Origin of the sequence: Microtetraspora sp. AC03309 (genome assembly GCF_020826795.1) — a bacterium.
GTDB classification, from domain to species: domain Bacteria; phylum Actinomycetota; class Actinomycetes; order Streptosporangiales; family Streptosporangiaceae; genus Microtetraspora; species Microtetraspora glauca.
The window spans coordinates 12420-35342 of record NZ_JADDIL010000089.1 but is presented as its reverse complement, the minus strand read 5'-3'; the positions used below and the strand labels follow the sequence as shown (position 1 = coordinate 35342).

At 70.7% G+C, this 22923-nt stretch carries 17 protein-coding genes and 2 pseudogenes; 16 read left to right on the top strand and 3 right to left on the bottom strand.

Annotation, left to right across the window (positions count from 1 at the left end):
* Positions 1 to 158: 158 nt before the first annotated feature.
* The 16 genes and pseudogenes from IMZ11_RS36540 (at position 159) to IMZ11_RS36470 (ending at position 19122) form a co-directional block, all read left to right on the top strand.
* On the top strand, positions 159 to 536 hold the full coding sequence (locus tag IMZ11_RS36540) for a DUF948 domain-containing protein (RefSeq protein ID WP_061257226.1): 378 nt from the start codon (positions 159 to 161) through the stop codon (positions 534 to 536).
* Positions 533 to 781: a hypothetical protein gene (locus tag IMZ11_RS36535; protein WP_228647082.1), complete on the top strand. Its 249-nt coding sequence runs from the start codon at positions 533 to 535 to the stop codon at positions 779 to 781. The genes IMZ11_RS36540 and IMZ11_RS36535 overlap by 4 nt, the downstream gene beginning before the upstream one ends.
* A gap of 1 nt (position 782) precedes the next feature.
* Positions 783 to 3455 carry an alanine--tRNA ligase gene (gene alaS, locus IMZ11_RS36530; protein WP_228647079.1) on the top strand — a complete coding sequence of 891 codons (2673 nt, stop codon included), beginning with the start codon at positions 783 to 785 and terminating at the stop codon, positions 3453 to 3455.
* Positions 3456 to 3486: 31 nt separating this feature from the next.
* Positions 3487 to 3981 carry a Holliday junction resolvase RuvX gene (gene ruvX / locus IMZ11_RS36525; protein ID WP_228647077.1) on the top strand — a complete coding sequence of 165 codons (495 nt, stop codon included), beginning with the start codon at positions 3487 to 3489 and terminating at the stop codon, positions 3979 to 3981.
* 630 nt (positions 3982 to 4611) lie between these two features.
* A complete protein-coding gene (mltG, locus tag IMZ11_RS36520; protein WP_228647075.1) occupies positions 4612 to 5751 on the top strand; it encodes an endolytic transglycosylase MltG in 1140 nt (379 codons plus the stop codon).
* A complete protein-coding gene (locus IMZ11_RS36515; RefSeq protein WP_228647073.1) occupies positions 5748 to 6593 on the top strand; it encodes a shikimate dehydrogenase in 846 nt (281 codons plus the stop codon). The genes mltG and IMZ11_RS36515 overlap by 4 nt, the downstream gene beginning before the upstream one ends.
* Before the next feature lie 246 nt (positions 6594 to 6839).
* The gene (gene infC, locus IMZ11_RS36510; RefSeq protein WP_308066890.1) at positions 6840 to 7457 is read left to right on the top strand and encodes a translation initiation factor IF-3; all 618 of its coding nucleotides are present in this window, start codon (positions 6840 to 6842) and stop codon (positions 7455 to 7457) included.
* A 131-nt stretch (positions 7458 to 7588) separates the two neighbouring features.
* A complete protein-coding gene (gene rpmI, locus IMZ11_RS36505) occupies positions 7589 to 7783 on the top strand; it encodes a 50S ribosomal protein L35 (RefSeq protein ID WP_061257233.1) in 195 nt (64 codons plus the stop codon).
* 24 nt (positions 7784 to 7807) lie between these two features.
* On the top strand, positions 7808 to 8188 hold the full coding sequence (gene rplT / locus IMZ11_RS36500) for a 50S ribosomal protein L20 (protein WP_228647069.1): 381 nt from the start codon (positions 7808 to 7810) through the stop codon (positions 8186 to 8188).
* 65 nt (positions 8189 to 8253) lie between these two features.
* Positions 8254 to 9093 carry an RNA methyltransferase gene (locus IMZ11_RS36495; RefSeq protein ID WP_228647067.1) on the top strand — a complete coding sequence of 280 codons (840 nt, stop codon included), beginning with the start codon at positions 8254 to 8256 and terminating at the stop codon, positions 9091 to 9093.
* Positions 9094 to 9190: 97 nt separating this feature from the next.
* Positions 9191 to 10285, top strand: a complete 1095-nt coding sequence (locus IMZ11_RS36490; protein ID WP_228647065.1) for an ATP-binding protein — start codon at positions 9191 to 9193, stop codon at positions 10283 to 10285.
* Between the two features lie 131 nt (positions 10286 to 10416).
* Positions 10417 to 11517, top strand: a complete 1101-nt coding sequence (pheS, locus tag IMZ11_RS36485) for a phenylalanine--tRNA ligase subunit alpha (protein WP_228647063.1) — start codon at positions 10417 to 10419, stop codon at positions 11515 to 11517.
* Positions 11517 to 12836 (top strand): annotated as a pseudogene (locus IMZ11_RS46845) (phenylalanine--tRNA ligase subunit beta); the annotation flags it as partial. The gene pheS and the pseudogene IMZ11_RS46845, both read left to right, overlap by 1 nt.
* A 102-nt stretch (positions 12837 to 12938) precedes the next feature.
* Positions 12939 to 14078 (top strand): annotated as a pseudogene (locus IMZ11_RS46840) (phenylalanine--tRNA ligase subunit beta); the annotation flags it as partial.
* Positions 14079 to 14270: 192 nt separating this feature from the next.
* Entirely contained in the window at positions 14271 to 17492 is a 3222-nt protein-coding gene (locus IMZ11_RS36475; protein ID WP_228647059.1) for a penicillin acylase family protein, read from the top strand.
* Between the two features lie 109 nt (positions 17493 to 17601).
* A complete protein-coding gene (locus tag IMZ11_RS36470) occupies positions 17602 to 19122 on the top strand; it encodes a DUF2079 domain-containing protein (RefSeq protein WP_228647057.1) in 1521 nt (506 codons plus the stop codon).
* 25 nt (positions 19123 to 19147) lie between these two features.
* Here IMZ11_RS36470 and IMZ11_RS36465 read toward each other — a convergent pair whose 3' ends face one another.
* The 3 genes from IMZ11_RS36465 to IMZ11_RS36455 all read right to left on the bottom strand — a co-directional run bounded on the left by IMZ11_RS36465 (position 19148) and on the right by IMZ11_RS36455 (position 22765).
* The gene (locus IMZ11_RS36465; RefSeq protein WP_228647055.1) at positions 19148 to 20455 is read right to left on the bottom strand and encodes an MFS transporter; all 1308 of its coding nucleotides are present in this window, start codon (positions 20453 to 20455) and stop codon (positions 19148 to 19150) included.
* Positions 20456 to 20561: 106 nt separating this feature from the next.
* Positions 20562 to 20930, bottom strand: a complete 369-nt coding sequence (locus tag IMZ11_RS36460; RefSeq protein ID WP_061257240.1) for a nuclear transport factor 2 family protein — start codon at positions 20928 to 20930, stop codon at positions 20562 to 20564.
* Between the two features lie 170 nt (positions 20931 to 21100).
* The gene (locus tag IMZ11_RS36455) at positions 21101 to 22765 is read right to left on the bottom strand and encodes a class I adenylate-forming enzyme family protein (RefSeq protein WP_228647053.1); all 1665 of its coding nucleotides are present in this window, start codon (positions 22763 to 22765) and stop codon (positions 21101 to 21103) included.
* Positions 22766 to 22923 lie beyond the last annotated feature (158 nt).

Below are 22923 nucleotides of genomic sequence, written 5' to 3'. Positions count from 1 at the left end.
GGCCGGGCGGGGGCCGGGAAGGGCGTGGTGGGCCTCGGCGTACCCGGCGTTCGCGGTAGGGTCTTGCCATTCCAGCCGAATCCGCCGCGCCGAAGCCGCGCGGCGCGGGTTCGAGCAGAGACACGCGCCTGCCACCTACCGAGGAGACGGATCCGCACATGCTTACCGCGGGAGAGGTCGCCGGTCTGATCGTCGCGATGTTCTGGGCGATCCTGGTGTGCTTCATGGCCGTCGTGCTCGTCAGGCTGGCCCGCCTGCTCACCGAGACCACCAAGGTGGTGTCCGAGCTGAGCGATCGGGTGGTGCCCCTCCTGGAGGACGTCGGCCAGACGGTCAACGAGACCAACCGCCAGCTGGTCGCGGTCGAGGCGATCACGGAGAACGTCAAGGACGTCAGCGGCAACATGGTGAAGATCACCGGTGTCGCGGCCATGCTGTTCGCCGGGCCGATGATCAAGCTGTCCGCGCTGGGGTACGGCGTCCGCGAGGCGCTGGCCCGGCGGGACCGCCGCGCGATCGGGGGGCGGCGTCCGTGATCCGCCGGTTCTTCTACATCGCGGTCGGCGTGTGCCTCGCCGTCTGGACGATGCGTAAGCTTCAGGCGATGCGGCCCGAGAACGTGGCCAGACGCGCCGTCGGCCGGGCGGCCGGGTTCGCCGGTGAGCTCGTGGAGTTCGCCGGGGACGTCCGCGCGCTGGCGCGGGACCGGGAAACTGAGTTGCGCGCCCGCATGGGACTCGAAAGTCTTGACAGAAACTACGACGTAAAGGATGGCCGCTGAAATGGAGTCGGCAGAGATCGCCCGCCGCTTCCTGCGCTTCTTCGAAGAGCGCGGGCACACCGTCGTGCCCTCGGCCAGCCTTGTCGCCGAGGACCCGACGCTGCTTCTCGTCCCCGCGGGCATGGTGCCCTTCAAGCCCTACTTCCTCGGCCAGCGCAAGCCGCCGGCGCCGAGGCTGGTGAGCGTCCAGAAGTGCATCCGGACCCCGGACATCGACGAGGTCGGCAAGACCACGCGGCACGCCACGTTCTTCCAGATGCTCGGCAACTTCTCCCTGGGCGACTACTTCAAGGAGAAGGCGATCCCGTACGCCTGGGAGCTGCTCACCAAGCCCGAGTCCGAGGGCGGCTTCGGCTTCCCCGAGGAGCGGCTCTGGGTGACCGTCTACCAGGACGACGACGAGGCGGCCGACATCTGGCACAAGGTCGTCGGCGTCCCGCTGGAGCGCATCCAGCGCCGTGGCCTCGCGGACAACTACTGGCACATGGGCGTGCCCGGTCCCGGCGGCCCGTGCTCGGAGATCTACTACGACCGCGGTCCGGAGTACGGCCGCGAGGGTGGCCCGGTCGCCGACGAGAACCGCTACCTCGAAGTCTGGAACAACGTCTTCATGCAGTTCCAGCTCAGCGAGGTCCGCAACAAGGTCGACTTCGACGTCGCGGGCGAACTGCCGAGCAAGAACATCGACACCGGCATGGGCCTGGAGCGCATGGCGGCGATCCTGCAGGGCGTCGACAACATCTACGAGATCGACACCACGTACAAGATCCTCGACCGGGCGGCCGAGCTCACCCACACGAAGTACGGCCGTGACAGCCGCGCGGACGTGTCGCTGCGGGTCGTGGCCGACCACACGCGCGCCGGTGTGATGCTGGTCGCCGACGGCGTCCTGCCCTCCAACGAGGGCCGCGGGTACGTCCTGCGCCGCATCCTGCGCCGCAGCATCCGCAACCTCCGCCTGCTCGGCGCGGGCGAGGACCGCTACATGCACGAGCTCACGGCGACCACCATCGACGTGATGGGCGAGCTGTATCCCGAGCTGAAGAGCGACGCGGCCAACATCCACACCGTCATCGACGCGGAGGAGGCGTCCTTCCTCGGCACGCTCCGCACCGGTACGGCGATCTTCGACGCGGCCGTCGAGGAGTCCAAGCGCAAGGGCGCGCCGAGTCTGAGCGGCGACCAGGCGTTCCAGCTGCACGACACCTACGGGTTCCCGATCGACCTCACCCTCGAGATGGCCTCCGAGCAGGGCCTCAAGGTCGACGAAGAGGGCTTCCGCCGCCTCATGAAGGAGCAGCGGGACCGGGCCAAGGCGGACGCCGCGGCCAAGAAGACCGGCAACGCCGACATCTCCGTCTTCAGCGGCATGCTGGAGAAGGCCGGCAAGGTCGACTTCCTCGGTTACGACCACACGACGGCCGAGGCGGGCGTCATCGGCCTGATCGTCGACGGCGGCGCAGTCCCGGCGGCGGGGGAGGGGACGACCCTGGAGATCGTCCTCGACCGCACGCCGTTCTACGCCGAGGGCGGCGGCCAGCTGTCCGACCAGGGCGTGATCCGCACCGCGGGCGCCGAGGTCGAGATCACCGACGTGCAGTCGCCGATCGCCGGCCTCGTCGTGCACCGCGGCAAGGTCCGCACCGGCGAGATCCGGGTCGGCGAGCAGGCACAGGCCGAGATCGACCTGGAGCGGCGCCGCGCGATCTCCCGCAGCCACACCGCGACCCACCTCGTGCACCGCGGCTTCCGCAACGCGCTCGGCGAGTCCGCGGCGCAGGCGGGTTCGGAGAACTCCCCCGGCCGGTTCCGGTTCGACTTCACGGCGGCCGGAGCGGTCGCGCCGAGCGTTCTGCGCGACGTCGAGGACGAGGTCAACGCGGTCCTGATCAACGACCTCCGCGTCAACGCGTACTACACCTCGCAGTCCGAGGCCCGCGCCATGGGCGCGCTCGCGCTGTTCGGCGAGAAGTACGGCGACGAGGTGCGCGTGGTCGAGGTCGGCGACTACTCCCGCGAGCTGTGCGGCGGCACCCACGTGGCGAGCTCCGGCCAGCTCGGCCTGGTCAAGGTCCTCGGCGAGGCGTCGATCGGCGCGGGCGTGCGCCGGGTCGAGGCGCTGGTCGGCCTGGACGCCTTCCGCTTCCTGGCCCGCGAGAGCGTACTGGTGGCCCAGCTCAGCGAGCAGCTCAAGGCGCGCCGCGAGGAGCTGCCGGAGCGGGTGGAGGGCATCGTCACCCGGCTGCGCACGGCCGAGAAGGAGCTGGAGAAGCTCCGCTCGGCGCAGGTGCTCGCGGTCGCGGGTGAACTGGCCGCCGGAGCGGTGGACGTGCACGGCGTCTCCGTCGTCACGCATCGCGCGCCCGCTGGCACTTCTCCCGATGACCTGCGTAAACTCGCCCTCGACGTGCGCGGCCGATTCCCGAGCGACCGCGCTGCGGTGGTCGTCGTCGCCGGTGTTCCCTCAGACCGGCCGGTCGTCGTCGCCGCAGTGAACGAGGCGGGACGCGGCCGTGGCCTGAAGGCGGGGCAGCTGGTCGGCGTCGCCGCCAAGGCGCTTGGGGGTGGCGGTGGCGGCAAGGACGATGTCGCGCAGGGCGGTGGAACCCGCCCCGAGGCGATCGGCGACGCGTTGCGCGCCGTGGAGGAGACGATCTCCTCGTCCCTCACCTGACGGTCCGGTCTCTCGGGGAGAACCGGCCATCATGAGGCAGGGTGTACGAGTCGGCGTCGACGCCGGATCGGTACGCATCGGCGTGGCGCGCAGCGACCCTTCGGGTCTGCTCGCCACGCCGGTCGAGACCGTACGGCGCGGCCGGGGTGACGTGGAACGGATCGCCGCGATCGTCGCGGAGCACGAGGCGATCGAGGTCGTCGTGGGGTTGCCCACATCCCTTTCCGGGCGGGAGAGCCACGCGGCCGGGGCGGCGCGGGAGTTCGCCGTCCTCCTCGCCGAGCGGCTCGCGCCGATCCCGATCCGCCTCTTCGACGAGCGGCTGACGACGGTGACCGCCCAGCAGCGGCTGCGTTCCAGTGGCGTGAAGGCGAAGAACCAGCGCTCCGTGATCGACCAGGCGGCGGCCGTGGTGTTGCTCCAGGCCGCGCTGGACTCCGAGCGCTCGACCGGGAGGCCGCCGGGCCGTCCCCTCGGACCGCCGGGCGGAGCCGGCGGCGAGGAAGCGGGCGGCGGAGCCGGCTGATGCCCGCGGTCGCGGTTCGGGCCGCCCGTTCCGATGTTCCCGGTGGCGGACCGGCCACCACGCGGTGTGACGTCACACGCCACCGCTTTCCGCCCGGGTCGCGTCAGACCCGTCGCGCCGGGTCGCGTCAGACCGGCGCGCGCCGGTCTGACCAGCGCCGGGACCAGGTGATGTCCGTGAGACCGCTCCGCGTGATCCGCCGCCGTGCGGCCCGTGCGGCCCTTCACCCTGGGTGGCCGATTAATCCCGGAATAATGCCATACTTGGTGCACTTCGCCCCCAAAACGGGCGATTGGTACCGGTTTGTCAGAACCGATCTTCACCATAGGATCATCAAATTCACTGACAAAGAGGGCGAGTTTGTGAAATACCGGGAAGAGTTGAACACGTACCTAGGGACCATCTAGGACATGACCATCCGAGCCCGGAAGGATCGTCCTGGCCCCCTGGCGGCCCGGGTCGCCGTTCCCTCGCGCGGGGTGCGGCTCACCCGGATCTGGGGGCCCACGCCCGCTCGTAGCAGGGGCGGGCGCGTAATCGAACGCCGGAACCCCCTCGGTTCGGCACACTCGCTTGACGCGGGGCACGCCGTACCGAGAGATTGGCCAGCGCACTATGAATGATCTCGATATGGACTTCCTGCTGGGCTCCGACGACGACGGGCCGTCCCGGCGCCGTTCCCGTGGCCCCTCCCGCAGCCAGCGCCGCCGCAGCCGCAAGCGCCGGACGCGCCAGCGGCGCAAGGGCTTCGCCGCGAGCCTCATCGCCATCGTCGTCGTCGCGGGCGTCCTCGGCGGCGTCGGCTACCTCGGCTTCAACTGGTTCCACGACGTCATCGTCCCCAAGGACTTCACCGGCGCCGGCACCGGCGAGATCATCGTGGAGGTCAAGGAGGGGGCCACCGCCTCCGACGTCGCCCAGGAGCTGGAGAAGCAGGGCGTCGTGGCCAGCGCGCGGGCGTTCGTCAACGCCATCGGAGCGGCGGGCAAGAGCTCCTCCCTGCAGCCGGGCGAGTACACCCTGCGCAAGGGCATGTCCGCGGAGGCCGCGGTGACCATGCTCGATCCCAAGAATCGCGTGCTCAACCGGCTGACCATCCGCGAGGGCCTGCGGCTCAGCAAGATCTTCACCGAGCTGTCCACGGCCACCGGCAAGCCGGTCGAGGAGTTCAAGAAGGCCGCGAAGAAGGACCTCGGCCTTCCCCGGTACGCCAAGGGACGGCTGGAGGGCTACGCCTTCCCCGCGACGTACGAGATCTCGCCGAAGCTCAGCGCGGCCCAGATCCTGACCAAGATGGTCGACCGCTTCAACCAGACCGCCCAGCGGCTCGACCTGGAACGCCAGGCGAAGCAGCTCGGCTACTCGGCGCACGAGATCATGATCATCGCGAGCATCGTGCAGGCCGAGTCCGGCAACCAGGACGACATGGGCAAGGTGGCCCGCGTCATCTACAACCGGCTCAGCCGGAACCCGCAGATGAACCTGGCGATGGACAGCACGGTCATGTACGGCCTGAACAAGTACGGCATCGCCGCCACCCACGCGGACCTGAAGAGCACCTCGCTGTACAACACGTACACGCGTCCCGGTCTGCCCCCGGGGCCGATCGACAACCCGGGTGACCACGCCATCGAGGCCGCGCTCAAGCCCGCCGACGGCAACTGGCTGTACTTCGTGACCGTCGACCCGAAGAAGGGCATCACCAAGTTCACCGACAAGGAGTCGGAGTTCTGGAAGTTCCGCGAAGAGTTCAACCGGAACAACGGATGACCGGAGCGCGCGGAGCCGAGCGACGCCGGGCGGCGGTCCTCGGCCTCCCGATCCGCCACTCGCTCTCGCCGATCCTGCACCGCACGGCGTACGCCGAGCTCGGCCTGTCCGGCTGGCGGTACGACGCGATCGAGTGCGCGGAGGAGGGCCTCGCCGGCCTGGTCGCCGGGCTCGGGCCGGAGTGGGCCGGGCTGTCGCTGACGATGCCGCTCAAGCGTGTGGTGTTCCCGCTGCTGGACACGGTCTCCGGCCTCGCGGTCGAGGTGGGCGCGGCCAACACGGTGGTCTTCCGCGACGGCGGCCGCCACGGGGAGAACACCGACGTGTACGGCATCGTCCAGGCGCTCGCCGAGGCGGGGGTGAGCGCTCCCGGCTCCGCCACCATCCTCGGCGGGGGCGCCACCGCGGCCTCGGCCATCGCGGCGCTGCGGGAGATGGGGCTGCGGGAGATGTTCCTGGTCGTGCGCGACCCCGCCCGCGCGGGGGAGACCGTGGAGGTAGCCGACCGGCTCGGGGTCTCGGTGGAGGTGCAGGAGTTCGACAAGTTCGACGCGGACGTCGATCTCCTCGTCTCCACGCTGCCCTCGGGGGCCGCGGACGCCTTCGCCGCGCAGGCGGCGCGGGCGAAGGCGGTCTTCGACGTGGTCTACTCGCCGTGGCCGACGAGGCTGGCGGCGGCCGTACAGGCTCGGGGCGGGGTCGTCATCGGCGGGTTCCCGATGCTCCTGCACCAGGCGGTCATGCAGGTCGAGTTGATGACCGGCCGGGCGGACGTGCCCGTCGAGGAGATGCGCGCGGCAGGCGAGGCCGAGATCCTCAGGCGGGCCGCCGAGGCCGGGTGACCCCCGGGGTGGAATAACCGGGGCGGTCGCCGGGTTGTGGTAATGTTGTCACTCGATCGGTCCGGCATGCCGGCTGGACGCGCAAGCGGAGGTCCTCCTCCCACCTGATCGGCCGAAAGGCGGACGGGTCAAGGATCACAACCAGAGCTTTCTGAGTGAGGGCTCAGTGACCCCGCATGCGTGACGTGCGGGGTTTTGTGTTTTCCCGCACGGTCGAGCATCAAGCGGAAGTCCTTTGGAGGTCCCATCAGCACCGAGCCCCGCATCAACGATCGTATCCGCGTGCCGGAGGTTCGCCTCGTTGGCCCGAACGGCGAGCAGGTCGGTATCGTCTCGATCGGCGATGCACTGAAGCTGGCCCAGGAGAGCGATCTCGACCTCGTCGAGGTCGCGGCGACGGCCAGGCCGCCCGTGTGCAAGCTCATGGACTACGGCAAGTTCAAGTACGAGTCGGCCATGAAGGCGCGCGAGGCCCGCCGCAACCAGGCGCACACGATCATCAAAGAGATCAAGCTCCGGCCGAAGATCGATCCGCACGACTACGAGACCAAGAAGGGTCACGTCGTGCGCTTCCTCAAGGCGGGCGACAAGGTCAAGGTCACGATCATGTTCCGGGGCCGCGAGCAGTCCCGGCCGGAGCTGGGCTTCCGGCTGTTGCAGCGGCTCGCCGAGGACGTCACCGAGCTGGGTTTCGTGGAGTCACAGCCCAAGCAGGACGGCCGAAACATGATCATGGTCATCGGCCCGCACAAGAAGAAGGCCGAGGCCAAGGCCGAGAAGGCCGCCGCCAAGGCACAGCGCGGCTCAGAGTCAGCGGAGCAGGACGCCCTCCTCGGGGAGCAGGAGTCCGCGCCCGCGGAGTGACGCGCTCGTCTGAGTGATCAGACACGCACGGAGAAGCCGAGACCGGGACGGTCTCGCAGAGCCAGGCATGCCGCCGGCTCGGGTTACCGGCCCGGCCGTCGGCACGGACCAACGAGGGAGAGACGGCTGAGATGCCGAAGATGAAGACGCACAGCGGTGCGAAGAAGCGGTTCCGGGTGACCGGCTCCGGCAAGATCGTTCGCCGGCGGGCCAACCGGAAGCACCTTTTCGAGCACAAGCCGTCCACCCGTACGCGCCGGCTCGAGGGCGACGTCGTGATCAGCGACGCCGACGCCAAGAAGATCAAGAAGCTGCTCGCGAAGTAACCGACCCCGGGGAGACTGAACAACATGGCACGCGTGAAGCGGGCGCTCAACGCCAAGAAGAAGCGCAGGGTCGTCCTCGACCGGGCGAGTGGCTATCGGGGTCAGCGGTCCAGGCTGTACCGCAAGGCCAAGGAGCAGATGCTCCACTCGATGACCTACGCGTACCGGGACCGCAAGGACAAGAAGGGCACCTTCCGGCGCCTGTGGATCCAGCGCATCAACGCGGCGGCCCGCGCGAACGGCATCACCTACAACCGGTTCATCCAGGGCCTGCGTCTCGCCGGCATCGAGGTGGACCGTAAGATCCTCGCCGACCTCGCGGTGAACGACAGCCAGACCTTCGCCACGCTGGCCGAGGCCGCCAAGAAGGCTCTTCCGGCCGACGTGAACGCGCCGGTCGCCTGAGTCGGGCAATTCAATACTCGAGGGGCTCACCGGCATCCGGTGGGCCCCTTTTGACGGGGGAAGGCATGGCCGGATCCGAGCTCACCAACATCAGGTCCCCGCGGGTCAAGGCCGCGCGGCGGCTCGCCAAGCGCGCCTTCCGGGACCGCGACCGGGCCTTCCTGGCCGAGGGGCCGCAGGCCGTCCGTGAGGCCCTCACGCTCGACGGCGTGACGGTCGAACTGTTCGCCACGGCGGAGGCCGAGACCAGGCACGCCGACATCGTGGGCGCGGCGGCCGCCGCCGGGGTCCACGTCTTCCGGGTCAGCGGCGAGGTCATGGCCGAGCTCGCCCAGACCGTCACCCCGCAGGGGTTGATGGCCGTCTGCCGGTTCGTCCACGTCCCGCTGTCGGAGGCGGTGCCGTCCACCGCCCGGCTGGTCGCCCTCCTCGCCCATGTGCGCGACCCCGGCAACGCCGGTACCGTCCTGCGTACGGCCGACGCCGCCGGAGCCGACGCCGTCGTGTTCACCGACGCCTCGGTCGATCCGTACAACGGCAAGTGCGTGAGGGCCAGCGCGGGCAGTCTGTTCCACCTTCCCGTCGCGACCGGCACCCCGGTGGCGCAGGCCGTACGGCAGGTGCGGGACGCCGGGCTGCGGATCCTCGCCGCGGACGGCACGGGCAAGGCGACCCTCGACGACGTGGATCTCGGCGCGCCCACGGCATGGCTCTTCGGCAACGAGGCGTGGGGGTTGCCCCCGGAGTTGCTCGAACTCGCCGACGAGGTGGTGCGGGTCCCGATCTACGGGCGGGCGGAGAGTCTCAACCTCGCCACCGCCGCCGCCGTCTGCCTGTACGCCTCGGCTCGGGCCCAGCGGCAGACCTTACATCATGTGGAAGATCCATCTACTCCCGCGGTCTGACGCGGCCGACTAGAGCGGGAAACCCGCTATTGTCGGCCTTGGAGCACGCGCGGGTCCCCATCCGGCGGGCTTTCACAGGATCGAGGGAGGCGGTCTCGTGCGTGGTGAGGGCACTCCCCGGAGCGCCGGAGGACCGGCCGCCGGCGGGAGTGCGGACGTCTGTTCCGACGATCTCCCCGACGGGCTCGTCGTGGCCGACTCCGAAGGCGTGGTCCTGCTCGTCAACCGGGCCGCGGAACGGCTGACCGGAGTGACCCGCGGGGCGGCGGTCGGCAAACACATCACCGACGCGTTGCCGTTGCGCGACCCCGAGGGCCGCGACTGGTGGAAGTGCCTCGACCCGCACGGCGGCCTGGTCACCCGGACCCGCCAGCCCGAGCGCCCGATGCACCTGCCGGGACGCCAGGAGTTACTCGTCGCGGCTCGCCTGGTCCGCCGTCCCGAACGCGCCGGCCCGGTGATCCGCGTCGTCATCACGCTGAGGGACGCCTCGGCCCGGGCCCGCCTGGAGCGCAGCAGGGCCGACCTCGTCTCCACCGTCGCGCACGAACTCCGATCTCCGCTGACCAGCGTCAAGGGTTTCACCGCCACGCTGCTGGCCAAGTGGGAACGCTTCACCGACGCGCAGAAGCTCGTCATGCTGCAGACGGTCAACGCCGACGCCGACCGCGTCACCCGGTTGATCACCGACCTGCTCGACGTGTCCAGGATCGAGTCCGGACGGCTGGAGATCCATCGCCAGGTCGTGGACATCCCGGCGCGGGCCCGCAGGCTCATCGCGGGCAGGGTCGCGGCGGGCGAGTCCGCCGACCGGTTCCGGCTCGACGTGCGCGGCGAACTCCCCGAGACCTGGCTCGATCAGGACAAGATCGACCAGATTCTCGGCAACCTGCTGGAAAACGGGGTGCGCCACGGGCGCGGTACGGTGACGATAGTGGTCGAAGCCGTCGAATGGGGAGTGGCCGTGTCCGTGCGCGACCAGGGTGAGGGTGTCGCACCCGAGTTGGTCACGCGCGTCTTCCGGCAGTTCTGGCGCGGCAACGGCCGCAGGCGGGGCGGCACCGGCCTCGGCCTCTTCATCGTCAAGGGCCTGGTCGAGGCCCACGGCGGCACCATCAGCGTGCAGCGCGCGCCCGGCGGCGGCGCGGAGTTCCGATTTACCGTGCCCACCGGGACCCCTGACTTCGCCTGATCTCAGAGCCGACCTCAGACCCGGTGGGCCGACCGCGCCGGCGCCCCTGTCGCCGATCTTCGCGGGGGCGAATCTTGACGTTGGCGGCACTAGACTCGTGCACGCTCAAGCCCTGGATACGGAGCTCTCTCTTGTCGAACACCTATGACCCGGTCGAGGTGACGCCGCTGCACGCCGACGAGGTCGCGCGAGCACAGGCCGACGCCCTCGCCGCGATCGCCGCGGCGCGCGACCTCGACGAACTGAAGCAGGTACGTCTCGCGCACGCCGGCGACCGCTCGCCGATCGCGCTGGCCAACCGCGAGATCGGCGCGCTGCCGCCGCAGGCGCGGAGTGAGGCGGGCAAGCGCATCGGCGGCGCGCGCAAGGCCATCGGCCAGGCGCTCTCCGCCCGCCAGGCCGAGCTCGAGGCCGAGCGGGACGCGCGTGTCCTCGTCGAGGAGACCGTCGACGTCACCCTGCCGTGGGACCGCGGGCCGCGTGGCGCCCGCCACCCGCTCACCACGCTGCAGGAGCGTGTCGCCGACGCGTTCGTCGCGATGGGTTACGAGGTGGCCGAGGGACCCGAGCTCGAAGGCGAGTGGTTCAACTTCGACGCGCTGAACATCGCGCCGGACCACCCCGCCCGCTCCGACCACGACACGTTCTTCGTCGAGAGCACCGCCTCGGGCAAGGTGCTGCGCACCCAGACGTCGCCGGTGCAGATCCGCGCGCTGCTGGCGCGCGACCTGCCGGTGTACGTCATCTCGCCGGGCAAGGTCTTCCGTACCGACGAGCTGGACGCCACCCACACCCCGGTGTTCCACCAGGTCGAGGGGCTCGCCGTCGACAAGGGGCTCACGATGGCCCACCTCAAGGGCACGCTGGACCGGTTCGCCGAGGTCATGTTCGGCGAGGGCATCACCACCCGGTTCCGGCCCAACTACTTCCCGTTCACCGAGCCGTCCGCCGAGATGGACCTGCGCTGCTTCGTCTGCCGCGGCGCGTCGGCCGTCCCGGGCAACCCGCCGTGCCGTACGTGCAAGTCGGAGGGCTGGATCGAGTGGGGCGGCTGCGGCATGGTCAACCCCCGCGTACTGATCGCCTGCGGCGTCGACCCGTCGGTCTACTCGGGCTTCGCCTTCGGGATGGGCATCGAGCGCACCCTGATGTTCCGCAACAACGCCGAGGACATGCGTGACATGGTCGAGGGCGACATCCGCTTCACCCTGCCGTTCGGAATGGAGGTCTGATGAAGGTCCCGCTTTCATGGCTGCGGGAGTACGTCGATCTCCCCGCCGTCACGGCCCAGGAGGTGGCGGACAAGCTCACCTCGGCGGGGCTCAAGCTTGAGGCGATCGCGTCCTACGGCCACGAGATCAAGAACGTGGTCGTCGGCCAGGTCGTCGTCATCGAGGAGCTCAGCGGCTTCAAGAAGCCGATCAGGCACTGCCTCGTCGAGGTGGGGGAGGCCGCGCCGCGCGAGATCGTGTGCGGCGCCACCAACTTCGCCGAGGGCGACGTCGTTCCCGTCGCGCTTCCCGGCGCGGTCCTGCCCGGGGGCTTCGAGATCGGCTCGCGCAAGACCTACGGGCGGCAGTCGGACGGCATGATCTGCTCGGAGGCCGAGCTCGGCATCGCCGAGTCCTCGCCGGGCATCCTGCTGCTTCCTCAGGACACGCCCCTCGGGACGGACGTCGTCGAGCTTCTCGGTCTCCGTGACGAGGTGCTGGAGCTGGAGATCACGCCGGACTGCGGATACGCGCTGTCGATCCGGGGCGTCGCCCGCGAGGCGGCCATCGCGTTCGGCGTGCCGTTCCGCGACCCCGCGGCGACCCCGCCGCCCGCCGCGCAGGGCGGCGCCCACCCGGCGTCGATCGGCGACCCGACGGCCTGCGACCGCTTCGTGCTGCGGTCGGTGACCGGCTTCGACCCCGCCGCCGAGAGCCCGCTCTGGATGCGCGTACGACTCGCCCGCGCCGGCATGCGACCCGTCTCGCTCGCCGTGGACGTCACGAACTACGTGATGCTGGAGCTGGGCCAGCCGCTGCACGCGTTCGACCGGTCCCGCCTGTCCGGCGAGATCGTCGTACGGCGGGCCAGGCCGGGGGAGACCCTCGAGACGCTCGACCACGTGACGCGGAAGCTCCACGAGGAGGACATCCTCATCACCGACGACACGGGGCCGATCTCGATGGCCGGCACGATGGGCGGGCTCCACACCGAGATCTCCGACTCCTCGACCGACATCGTGATCGAGGCGGCGCACTTCTCGGCCACGGGCATCGCCAGGGAGTCCCGCAGGCACGACCTGGTCAGCGAGGCGTCCAAGCGGTTCGAGCGGGGCGTGGACCGGGAGCTGCCGCCGGCGGCGTCGTGGCGTGCCGTCCAGCTCCTGGTCGAGCTGGGCTCCGGCACCGCCGACCCGGGCGTCACGCACGCCGAGGTCGACGTGGCGCCGGTCCGGATCGTCATGCCCTCCGGCCACCCCGCGGGCGTCGCGGGCGTGCCGTACACGCGGGAGACGGTGATCCGCAGGCTGGAGCAGATCGGCTGCGTGGTCGCCGAAGGCGTGGTCGCCGAGGACACCGTCTCCGGCGACGGCCAGGGTGTGGCCGCGACGGGCGTGGTGTCCAGCGGCGACCTGCGCGACAAGCTGGCCGTACGCGGCGACGACCCGCTCACGGTCACCCCGCCGTCCTGGCGGCCGGACCTCACCGACCCGAACGACCTGGCGGAGGAGGTCATCCGCCTCGAGGGATACGAGCACCTGCCCTCGGTGCTGCCCGCCGCCCCGGCAGGGGCGGGGCTGACGGAGGAGCAGCGGCTGCGCCGCAGGGTCGGCCGGGCGCTGGCCTACTCCGGCTACGTCGAGGTGCTGTGCTACCCGTTCATCGGGGTCCGCGACCTGGACAACCTGCAGCTTCCCGCGCAGGACGCGCGCAGGCGGGCGACCCGGCTGGTCAACCCGCTCAGCGAGGACGAGCCGCTCATGCGGACCACCCTCCTGCCCGGCCTGCTGAAGACGCTGGTCCGGAACGTGGGCCGCGGCTTCGGTGACGTGGCCCTGTTCGAGACCGGTCTCGTCTACCGGCCGGAGCCGGAAGCTCCGGCCACGGCGCCGGTGCTGCCGGTCGACCGTATGCCGACCGCGGAGGAGCTGGCGCTGATCCAGACCGCGCTGCCCCGGCAGCCGGTCCGCGTCGCCGTGGTGCTGGCCGGTGAGTTCGAGCGGTCCGGCTGGTGGGGCGAGGGCCGTCAGGCGTCCTGGGCGGACGCCGTGGAGGCGGCCCGCGTCGTGGCCCGCGAGGCCGGGATCGAGCTGGACGTCCGCGCCGACCGGCACGAGCCCTGGCATCCCGGCCGGTGCGCCGCGCTGTACGCGGGCGACGTGCTCGTCGGGCACGCCGGTGAGCTGCACCCGCGCGTCGTCGAGGCGTACGGCCTGCCGCCGCGTACCGCCGCGATGGAGCTGGAGCTGTCGCTGCTCTCCCCGCAGGGGCCGGTGCAGGCGCCCGCCGTGTCCGCGTACCCTGTGGCCACGCAGGACGTCGCGCTGATCGTCCCCGTCGCGGTCACCGTGGCGGAGGTCGAGGCCGCGCTGCGCGAGGGAGCGGGTGAGCTGCTGGAGTCCGTCCGGCTGTTCGACGTGTACACGGGCGAGCAGGTGGGCGAGGGCCACAAGTCCCTGGCGTACTCGCTGCGCTTCCGCGCTCCGGACCGCACGCTCACGGTGGAGGAGACCACCGCGGCCCGCGACGCGGCCGTGGCACTCGCGGGGGAGCGGACCGGAGCCCAGCTCCGCGGCGCCTGAACCCGACCGAGTCACCTCTGGAGATGCCCGTCCGGCCCCGAGCCGGGCGGGCATCGCCGTGTCCGGGAGCCGAAACTCGCCCATTGATGCAGGGGTTACCAACGGGTATCGTCCAGAGCTGAGCAGCCCTCATATTCGTGCGCGCGAATGTCACCCCCCACCCTCCGGCTTCTCGCGAAGGGAAGTTCCCCCATGCACGCGCGCCTTCGAGGGGCACTCACGGCCGTCGCCGTGTCCGCCCTCGTGATCACCGGCTTACCGGCGTCCCCGGCAGCCTCAGCCGCTACGGCGGCCTCCACGTCTTCCGCCGCCTCGGCGGCCGCGGCCGCCACGGTCTCGGACGACTACTGCCTCGGCCAGTGCGCGGACGTCCTCCCGCCGGGCCAGAACGGCAACGCCACGCTGGTCGACATCCTCGGCAACCAGTCCGTCGGCACCCGCCCCGCGCACAGCGCCGACCAGCTCGGCAAGTACGCCGGGCTCATCTCGGGCTACACGGGGCTGACCGACGAGCAGATCGCCTCGTTCTTCAACGACGCCTCCTTCGGCGTACCCGCCGGACAGGTCGAGAGCACGGTCAGCCCCCGCTCGGACGTCACGATCGTCCGGGACAAGGCGACCGGGGTGCCGCACATCACCGGCACCACCCGTGAGGGCACCATGTTCGGCGCGGGCTACGCGGGCGCGCAGGACCGCCTCTGGGTCATGGACCTGATGCGGCACGTCGGCAGGGGCGAGCTGACCCCGTTCGCCGGAGGCGCCCAGGGCAACCGGGAGCTGGAGCAGAGCGTCTGGCGCAACTCTCCGTACACGGAGGCCGATCTGCAGGCCCAGATCGACCGGCTGCGGGACTCGGGGTCCAGAGGCGCGCAGCTCTACTCCGACGTACGGAACTACATCGACGGCATCAACGCCTACATCGACGTCTGCATGTCCAAGCGCAACTGCCCCGGCGAGTATGTGCTGACCGGGCACATGGACGCGATCACCAACGCGGGCGGGCCGGTCGACTTCACCATGACCGACCTGGTCGCGATCTCCGGTGTGATCGGCGGCCTCTTCGGCGGCGGTGGCGGCAACGAGACGCAGTCGGCCCTGGTCCGGGTCGTCGCGCGGGCCAAGTACGGCGCCGCCGTGGGCGACCAGGTCTGGGCGGCGTTCCGCGGGCAGAACGACCCGGAGACCGTGCTCACCCTGCACGGTGGGCAGAGCTTCCCGTCCGGAGCCGCCCCCGCCGGGGCCACCGGGGTGGTGCTGCCCGACGCGTCGACCGCGCCGGTCGACATCACCGAGAACGAGACGGGCACGGCGACCTCGGCGACGACCGCCGCCACGAGCCCGCTCGACGGCCTCACCGTCGACAACGCCAAGCCGGGCATGTCGAACGCGATCGTCGTCTCCGCCGCCAAGTCGGGCACCGGCCACCCCATCGCGGTCTTCGGCCCGCAGACCGGCTACTTCTCCCCGCAGCTCCTCATGCTGGAGGAACTGTCCGGACCGGGCATCCGGGCGCGCGGCGCGGCGTTCGCCGGGCTCAACCTGTACGTGCTGCTCGGCAGGGGCGCCGACTACGCCTGGAGCGCCACCTCCAGCACGCAGGACATCACCGACACCTACGCGATCACGCTGTGCGACCCCAACGGCGGGACCGCCACCACGGCGTCGGACCACTACCTGTACCACGGCACCTGCACCGCGATGGAGACGCTGCGCAAGAAGAACTCCTGGAAGCCGACCACGGCGGACTCGACGGCCGCCGGATCGTACGACCTGGTGATCAAGCGCACCAATTACGGCCTGGTGACATGGCGCGGCACCGTCGGCGGGACCCCGACGGCCTTCACCTCGCTGCGCTCGACCTACCGGCATGAACCGGACTCCGCGATCGGCTTCCAGATGTTCAACGACCCCGCCGAGATGGGCTCGGCCGCGGCGTTCCAGAACTCGGCCGCGAACATCGGCTTCGCGTTCAACTGGTTCTACGTGAACTCGGCCGACTCGGCGTACTTCATGTCCGGCAACAGCCCGGTGCGGTCGGCCGTCTCCGACCCGAACCTGCCGATGGCCGCCGACGCCGCGCACGAGTGGGCCGGACACGACCCGGCGGTGAACACCGCGACGTACGCGGCGGCGAACACCCACCCGCAGGCGGTCAACCAGGACTACTTCGTGAGCTGGAACAACAAGCAGGCGAAGGACTACGGAGCGGCGGACGGCAACTTCAGCTTCGGCTCGGTGCACCGGGCCGACCTCCTGGACGCGCCGGTGAAGGCCGCGCTCGCCTCCGGGACGCTCGACCGGGCCGGCGTCGTGAAGATCATGGCCGGTGCGGCGACGACCGACCTGCGCGGCTGGAAGGTCCTCCCCAACCTGCTCCGCGTCATCGACAGCGGCACCGTGACCGACCCGGCGCTCGCCTCGGCCGTCTCCAAGCTGTCCGCCTGGGCGGCCGCAGGAGCCCGGCGTGCCGAGACCGCCGCGGGCAGCAAGACGTACGCGCACGCGGACGCCATCCGCGTCTTCGACGCCTGGTGGCCCAAGCTGGTGCGGGCGCAGTTCCGGCCCGGACTCGGCGACGGCCTGTACCAGTCGCTGATCAACACCCTGCAGATCAACGAGTCGCCCTCCGGGCACCAGCAGGGGGACGTCTCCACCCTGGCCACCTCGGCGAACGAGGCCCAGACGCACAAGGGCTCCTCGTTCCAGTACGGCTGGTGGGGCTACGTCGACAAGGACATCCGCAACGTGCTGGGGGACGCCGTGCAGGGCGCGCTTCCGGCGAAATACTGCGGGGCCACCGTGCAGGCGTGCCGAACGGTCCTGCTGGACAGCCTGTCCGCCGCGCTGGCCGAGACGGCGGCGGTGACCTACCCGGCCGACGACGCGTGCTCGGCCGGTGACCAGTGGTGCGCGGACGCGGTACGGCAGTCGCCGCTCGGCGGGATCAAGCAGTCGCTGATCTCCTGGCAGAATCGCCCGACCTACCAGCAGGTGGTCTCCTTCCCGGCGCGGCGCGGCGACTCGATCGCCAACGCCGCGCTCGGGGGCACGGCGACCGCGTCCAGCAAGCAGAACCTCCTCTACCCGGCGGGCAAGGCGAACGACGGTGATCCGACCACCCGCTGGTCGAGCGCGTCGAGCGACAACCAGTACGTCCAGGTGGACCTCGGATCGGTCACGAGCGTGGCGCGGGTGATCCTGCGCTGGGAGGCGGCGTACGGCAAGGCGTACACCATCCAGACGTCCACCGACGGGAGCAACTGGAGCACGGTCCACTCCACCACCACGGGCGACGGGGGCGTGGACAACGTCACCTTCAGCCCGGTGAACGCCCGCTACGTCCGCATGCAGGGCGTCACGCGCGGCACGTCCTACGGATACTCGCTCTACGAGTTCGAGATCTACGGGCGGTAGGCGCCGCCCGCCGTGAACGTTTCAGCCGCCCCGGCCCGGCACCGCAGGTTCTGCGGCCTGTCCGGTCCGGGGCTGGCAGACAGCCGAGATTCGCCCGTAATCTCCCGGCATGGCCTGGAGGATCCGCACGCTCGACCGTCCAGTGGACTCCGCGATCCCGGGGAAGCCGGTGCTGTCGGCGTTCTCGCGGTTGCCGGTGTTCCGGGCGATCCCGGCGATCCCGCCGCCCCGGGAATGGCCGCGCCATCCCGTCATGGTGGCGGTCGCCTGCGCCCTGGCCGCGAGCGTGTACTCCCTCCACGGGCTGACCAAGCTGCGCACCTTCCGCACCGGCACGTATGATCTGACGATCTTCGATCAGGCGGTAAGGGGCTACGCCCACTTCCGGCCGCCGGCCATTCCCCTCCTGGGCGTCACCATGGACCGGGGGACGGACTACCTCCAGCTCGCCGACCACTTCTCGCCGATCCTCGCCGTGCTCGCCCCGCTGTACTGGGTGCACGACGGTCCCGCCACGCTGATCGTCGCCCAGGCCCTGCTGTTCGCGCTGGCCATCCCGTTCCTGTGGCTGTTCACCCGCCGCCTGCTCGGTACGGCTCCCGCCTATCTGGTCGCGGTCGCGTACGCGCTGTCCTGGCCGATCGCCCAGACCGTCAGCGTGGAGTTCCACGAGGTGGCCTTCGTCCCCGTGCTGACGGCCGCCGCGATCGAGCGCCTGCACGCGGGGAAGCGGCTGCCTGGGCTCCTCGCGCTGGCCGGGCTGCTGCTGACCAAGGAGGACGCCGGACTGCTCGTGATGGGCGTCGGGGCGTGGCTGTTCGTCACCGGGCGGCGGCGCCTGGGCGCGGCCGTCGTGGTCGCGGGCGTGGCCGCGCTGGAACTCATCCGCAAGGTGCTGATCCCGCTGGCCGGCGGCCGGACCGACGAGCGCTGGTACTTCTCGCATCTGGGCGCGGACCTTCCCGAGGTGGTCCGCACCGCCGTCACCGACCCCCTACGGGTCCTCGGCGTCCTGGTCGGAGACCAGGCCAAGATCGACACGACCGCCCTGCTGCTGTGGCCGACGCTGTTCCTCTGCCTCCTGTCGCCGATCGCGCTGGCGGCGCTCCCGCACGTCGCCGAGCGGATGCTCGCCGACGCGCCGAACTGGTGGTCCACCGCCTGGCACTACGACGCCTTCACCGTCGCGATCCTGTTCCTGGCCGGGGTGGACGGCACGGCCCGCCTGATCAGATGGCTCCGCCGGACCGGGCGGGTCCGGGAGCCGGAACGGCTCGGCCTCCTGTGGGCCGTGGCGATCTGCGCCGTCGCGCTGACCCTGGTGCCGCACCGGCCGTTCAACGAGCTCCTCCGTCCGGACTTCTACGCGCCGGACGCGCGGGCGGCGGCGCGGCACGAGGCGCTCGCGCTGATCCCGGAGGGCGTGGTGGTGGAGGCGAGCAACGACTTCGGCCCCCATCTGTCCGGCCGCGACACGGTCCTGTGGTGGGACTATCGCCACCGGAGGACGCCGTGGATCATCGCCTCGGCGGGCCAGGATCTCCGCGGTGTGATCGACGACTACGTCCGGGACGGCTACCAGCTGATCTTCGACCGGGAGGACATCGTCGTCCTGCGCCTCGTGACCTGAGGAGACGCCCCGCTCGGCCTCCCGGTCAGGCGGCGCTGGGCTGTTCGGCGCGGCGGGCACGCTCGGCCAGGGCGTACTCGTCGGTGCGGGCGTCGTAGCTCCGGAACCGGGGCAGCACGGCCGCCATCAGGGCCACCGCCCCCATGCAGAGCAGGCCGCCCGCGCCCAGGGAGAAGCGGGCGCCGCCCCACCCGGCCATGAGCCCCGCGCGTACGTCGCCGAGCATCGGGCCGGTGGAGTAGGAGAGGAGCTCGATGCCGGCCAGGCGGCCCCGGTACTCGTCCGGGATGGTCTGGTTCCAGATCGTGCCCCGGAAGAGGCCGCTCACCATGTCGGCGCCGCCGGCGACGGCGAGGAACAGGAAGACCAGCCAGACGTTCGGCATGAGCGCGGCGATCGCCACCGAGACGCCCCACAAGGTGGCCGACACGATCACGGCGAGGCCGTGCCGGTGCACGTGGGAGGTCCATCCCGACGTGAGCGAGGCGATCACCGACCCGACGCCTCCGGCGGCGTACAGCAGGCCGAGGGCCTGCGGCGCCCCCAGGTCGTCGGCGAGGAACGGGAACAGCGCGTTGGAACTGGCGAACGCCATGGCGGCGATGTCGACGAGATAGGTGCCCATCAGGTCGGGACGCTTCCCGGCGTAGCGGACGCCCTCGACCAGGGAGCGCAGCGAGGCGGGGGTCGCCTCCTCCGGCCGCGGTACGGGGCGCACCCGGACCAGCAGCGCCAGGGAGATGAGGAACGAGACCACGTCGACGCCGTACGACGCGGCCGGGCCGAGCGAGATGACCACCACGCCGCCCACGGCCGGACCGACGATGATGGCGCTGTTGCGCGCCAGCCCCTGGAGGGCGAACGCGGCGGTCATCTGGTCGAGCTTGAGCACGCGGTTGACCATCGCCTGCTCGCTCGGCCCGCGTACGCTGCCGAACCCGGCGGACAGGGCGCCCGCCACGTAGAGCACCCAGACCCGCGGCTCGGGCAGCAGGGCGTTGACCAGCAGGATGGCGGTGGTGACGCAGAGCCCGACCTCGGAGTAGATCACGATCTTGCGCCGGTCGAGCGCGTCCGCGATGGCGCCGCCCCAGAGCCCGCACACCACCATGGGCACGAACTCGGCCAGGCTGACCAGGCCGACCGCGACGGGTGACCCGGTGAGCTGCTTCACCTGGTACGGCACGGCAACCATGGTGAAGACGGTGCCGACCAGGGTGATCATGCCCGAGCTGAGCAGGAGGCGGAAGTCGCGGGACTCGCGCAGCGGGCTGACGTCGACGCGCATCCGGCGGGCCAGCGCCAGGAGCGATCGATCGGAACGTTCTGACACGGAGCGGCATCATCGCTGATCGCGGCCCCGCCGGGCAATCGGTTTTCACCCGTCGGGACGGGGGCCAGGGCCCCCGGACGCGGCGTTCCTGGGGGCCTGGACCCGCTCACATGGCGGGCACCCTGTCCAGGAATCCGTGGACGTCGCGGATGCGCCCGGCGTCGTCCAGCGCGGCCACGTCGAAGCCGACCACGACCGGCTCGGCGGCGCCCTCGGGAGCCAGGTTCCAGGTGAACCGCACGATGTCGTGGTGGCCGTCGAGGACCTCGCCGGGGGTGAAGACGAAGCCGGGGAACATCTCCTGGGCTCCCGCGATCACCGCCGCGATGGCCTCGTGGCCCCGGACCGCCGCCAGCGGATCGGTGTAGGTGCCGTCCTCGGTCCAGAGGTCGGCCACGGCCTTGGCCCGGGCCGCGGCGTCGGTCTCGTTCCAGGCGGCGATGTAACGGTCGACCAGGGCGCGGAAGTCGGTCATCGGGACTCCTTCGGTTTCGTTCGTGTCGTCTCTGACACGGGAAAGGTCCCACGACGCCGTGTTCCCGGTCGATTACCCGGAAGGTAATCCGGCTCGTTACGAACCGCGCAGGCGACCTCCGCGGCAGCGCGGCAGGTCTCGACTCAGGAGTCCCAGGAGTCCCAGGAGTCTCAGGAGGCGAGCACCCGCCGCCGCAGCACGGTCTTGAGGATCTTGCCTCCCGGGTTGCGGGGCAGTTCCTCGTCGAGGAACCAGAACGTCCCCGGCACCTTGAACGCGGCGATGCGGCCGCGCAGGAAGTCCTGGAGCTCCGCCGCCGAGACATCCGATCCGGGCACGCGGCGTACGACGGCGCCCACCTCCTCGCCCAGCTCGTCGTGCGGTATGCCGATCACGGCGGCGTCGTCGACTCCCGGATGCTCGAACAGCGCGGCCTCGACCTCGGCGCAGTAGACGTTCTCGCCGCCGCGGATCACCATGTCCTTGGCCCGGTCGACGATGTAGACGAAGCCCTCCTCGTCCACGCGGGCGAGGTCGCCGGTGTGCAGCCAGCCGTTCACGAAGGTCTCGGCGGTCGCCTCCGGCCGGTTCCAGTAGCCGCTGATCACGATGGGGCCGCGCATGCACAGCTCGCCGACCTCGCCGGTGGGGAGCTCGTCGCCGACGGGATCACAGATCTTCACGTCCGTGACGGCCAGGGGGAGCCCGATGCTGTCCGGCCTCGCGGCGTAGTCGTTGCCCGCGTTGTAGATGGCCAGCGCCGTCGTCTCGGTCATGCCGTACCCGTTGGACGGCGTCCGGTCGGGCAGCAGCTCGGTGATCCGCTCCAGCAGCCTGGGGGGTGCCGGCGCGCCGCCGTACGAGATGGAGGTCAGGGAGGAGATGTCGTACCGGCCGAACGCGGGGTGGGACAGCAGTTGCCAGGCGTTGGTCGGCACGCCGGTCAGGACGGTGACCTTCTCGCGCTCGATCGTCTGGAGCGCCCGCTCGGGGTCCCACCTGTACATCAGGGCGAGCCCGCCGCCGCTGAAGATGGTGGTGATCAGCACGGCGAAGCAGCCGGTCACGTGGAAGAGCGGAACGGCGAGGAGTGTCACGCGCCGGACCGAGGCGGCCTCCGCCGGGTCCTTGCCGGCCAGCGCGGTGGCGCGCATCATCGCGTACGCGACGGTCATGGGGGCCTGGCCGAGGTTGCGGTGGGTGCCGAGCGCGCCCTTGGGGCGGCCGGTGGTCCCGGAGGTGTAGAAGATCGTCGCGGGGTCGTCGGGGCCGAGCTCGACCGGGGGGAGGGTCACGTCGGCCCGCACCTCTCCCATGACCTCGTCGAGGTTCGCCCCCGGACCTCGGGCGACGATCATCGGTACCTGGGCGGCCTTCTCGTCCTTCAGCCGCTCGGCCCGCTCGGCGTCGGCGATCAGCAGCCGGGCCCCCGAGTCGGTCAGGCCGTACGCGAGCTCCTGGCCGGTCCACCAGGCGTTCAGCGGTACGGCCACCGCCCCGGCGGCCAGGATCGCGGAGAACGAGACGACCCATTCGGGGTAGTTCCGCATGGCGAGGGCGACCCGGTCGCCCTTGCGCACGCCGTAGTCCTCGACCAGACGCCGGGCCAGGGTGGCCGCGCGGCGGAAGTGCTCCTCGTAGCTGATCCGCTCGTCCTCATAGATGAGGAAGACGTTCTCCCCGTGGAAACGGCTGATCTCCAGCAGATCCCGGAAGGTCTTGGGGGCGTGCTTCCACGCGCGGATCGTCGTTCCGCCGACCTCCACATCCTCCATCTCGAAGAGCTGGCCGGGCGCGGTGAGCTGGGCCTGTACCTGGGCATGCGTGATAGCCATGGAGTGCACTCCAAGCCGCGATGGTAACCGGAAAAGTCACGATACCGACCGGTAGGTACGTAAGCCAGGGATGCGAACGCAAAGATCCGCCGCGCGTGTCCGTGCGCGTGTCGATTTGCATGATCATGCTGGCGGATGCATACTCTTCTAGAGCAAGA

Coding starts and splice junctions, on each gene's coding strand:
- IMZ11_RS36540 (WP_061257226.1), top strand. CDS start 159: ATGCTTACCGCGGGAGAGGTCGCCGGTCTGATCGTCGCGATGTTCTGG.
- rplT (WP_228647069.1), top strand. CDS start 7,808: ATGGCACGCGTGAAGCGGGCGCTCAACGCCAAGAAGAAGCGCAGGGTC.
- mltG (WP_228647075.1), top strand. CDS start 4,612: ATGGACTTCCTGCTGGGCTCCGACGACGACGGGCCGTCCCGGCGCCGT.
- rpmI (WP_061257233.1), top strand. CDS start 7,589: ATGCCGAAGATGAAGACGCACAGCGGTGCGAAGAAGCGGTTCCGGGTG.
- IMZ11_RS36460 (WP_061257240.1), bottom strand. CDS start 20,930: ATGACCGACTTCCGCGCCCTGGTCGACCGTTACATCGCCGCCTGGAAC.
- IMZ11_RS36515 (WP_228647073.1), top strand. CDS start 5,748: ATGACCGGAGCGCGCGGAGCCGAGCGACGCCGGGCGGCGGTCCTCGGC.
- alaS (WP_228647079.1), top strand. CDS start 783: ATGGAGTCGGCAGAGATCGCCCGCCGCTTCCTGCGCTTCTTCGAAGAG.
- IMZ11_RS36495 (WP_228647067.1), top strand. CDS start 8,254: ATGGCCGGATCCGAGCTCACCAACATCAGGTCCCCGCGGGTCAAGGCC.
- IMZ11_RS36475 (WP_228647059.1), top strand. CDS start 14,271: ATGCACGCGCGCCTTCGAGGGGCACTCACGGCCGTCGCCGTGTCCGCC.
- IMZ11_RS36470 (WP_228647057.1), top strand. CDS start 17,602: ATGGCCTGGAGGATCCGCACGCTCGACCGTCCAGTGGACTCCGCGATC.
- ruvX (WP_228647077.1), top strand. CDS start 3,487: ATGAGGCAGGGTGTACGAGTCGGCGTCGACGCCGGATCGGTACGCATC.
- IMZ11_RS36455 (WP_228647053.1), bottom strand. CDS start 22,765: ATGGCTATCACGCATGCCCAGGTACAGGCCCAGCTCACCGCGCCCGGC.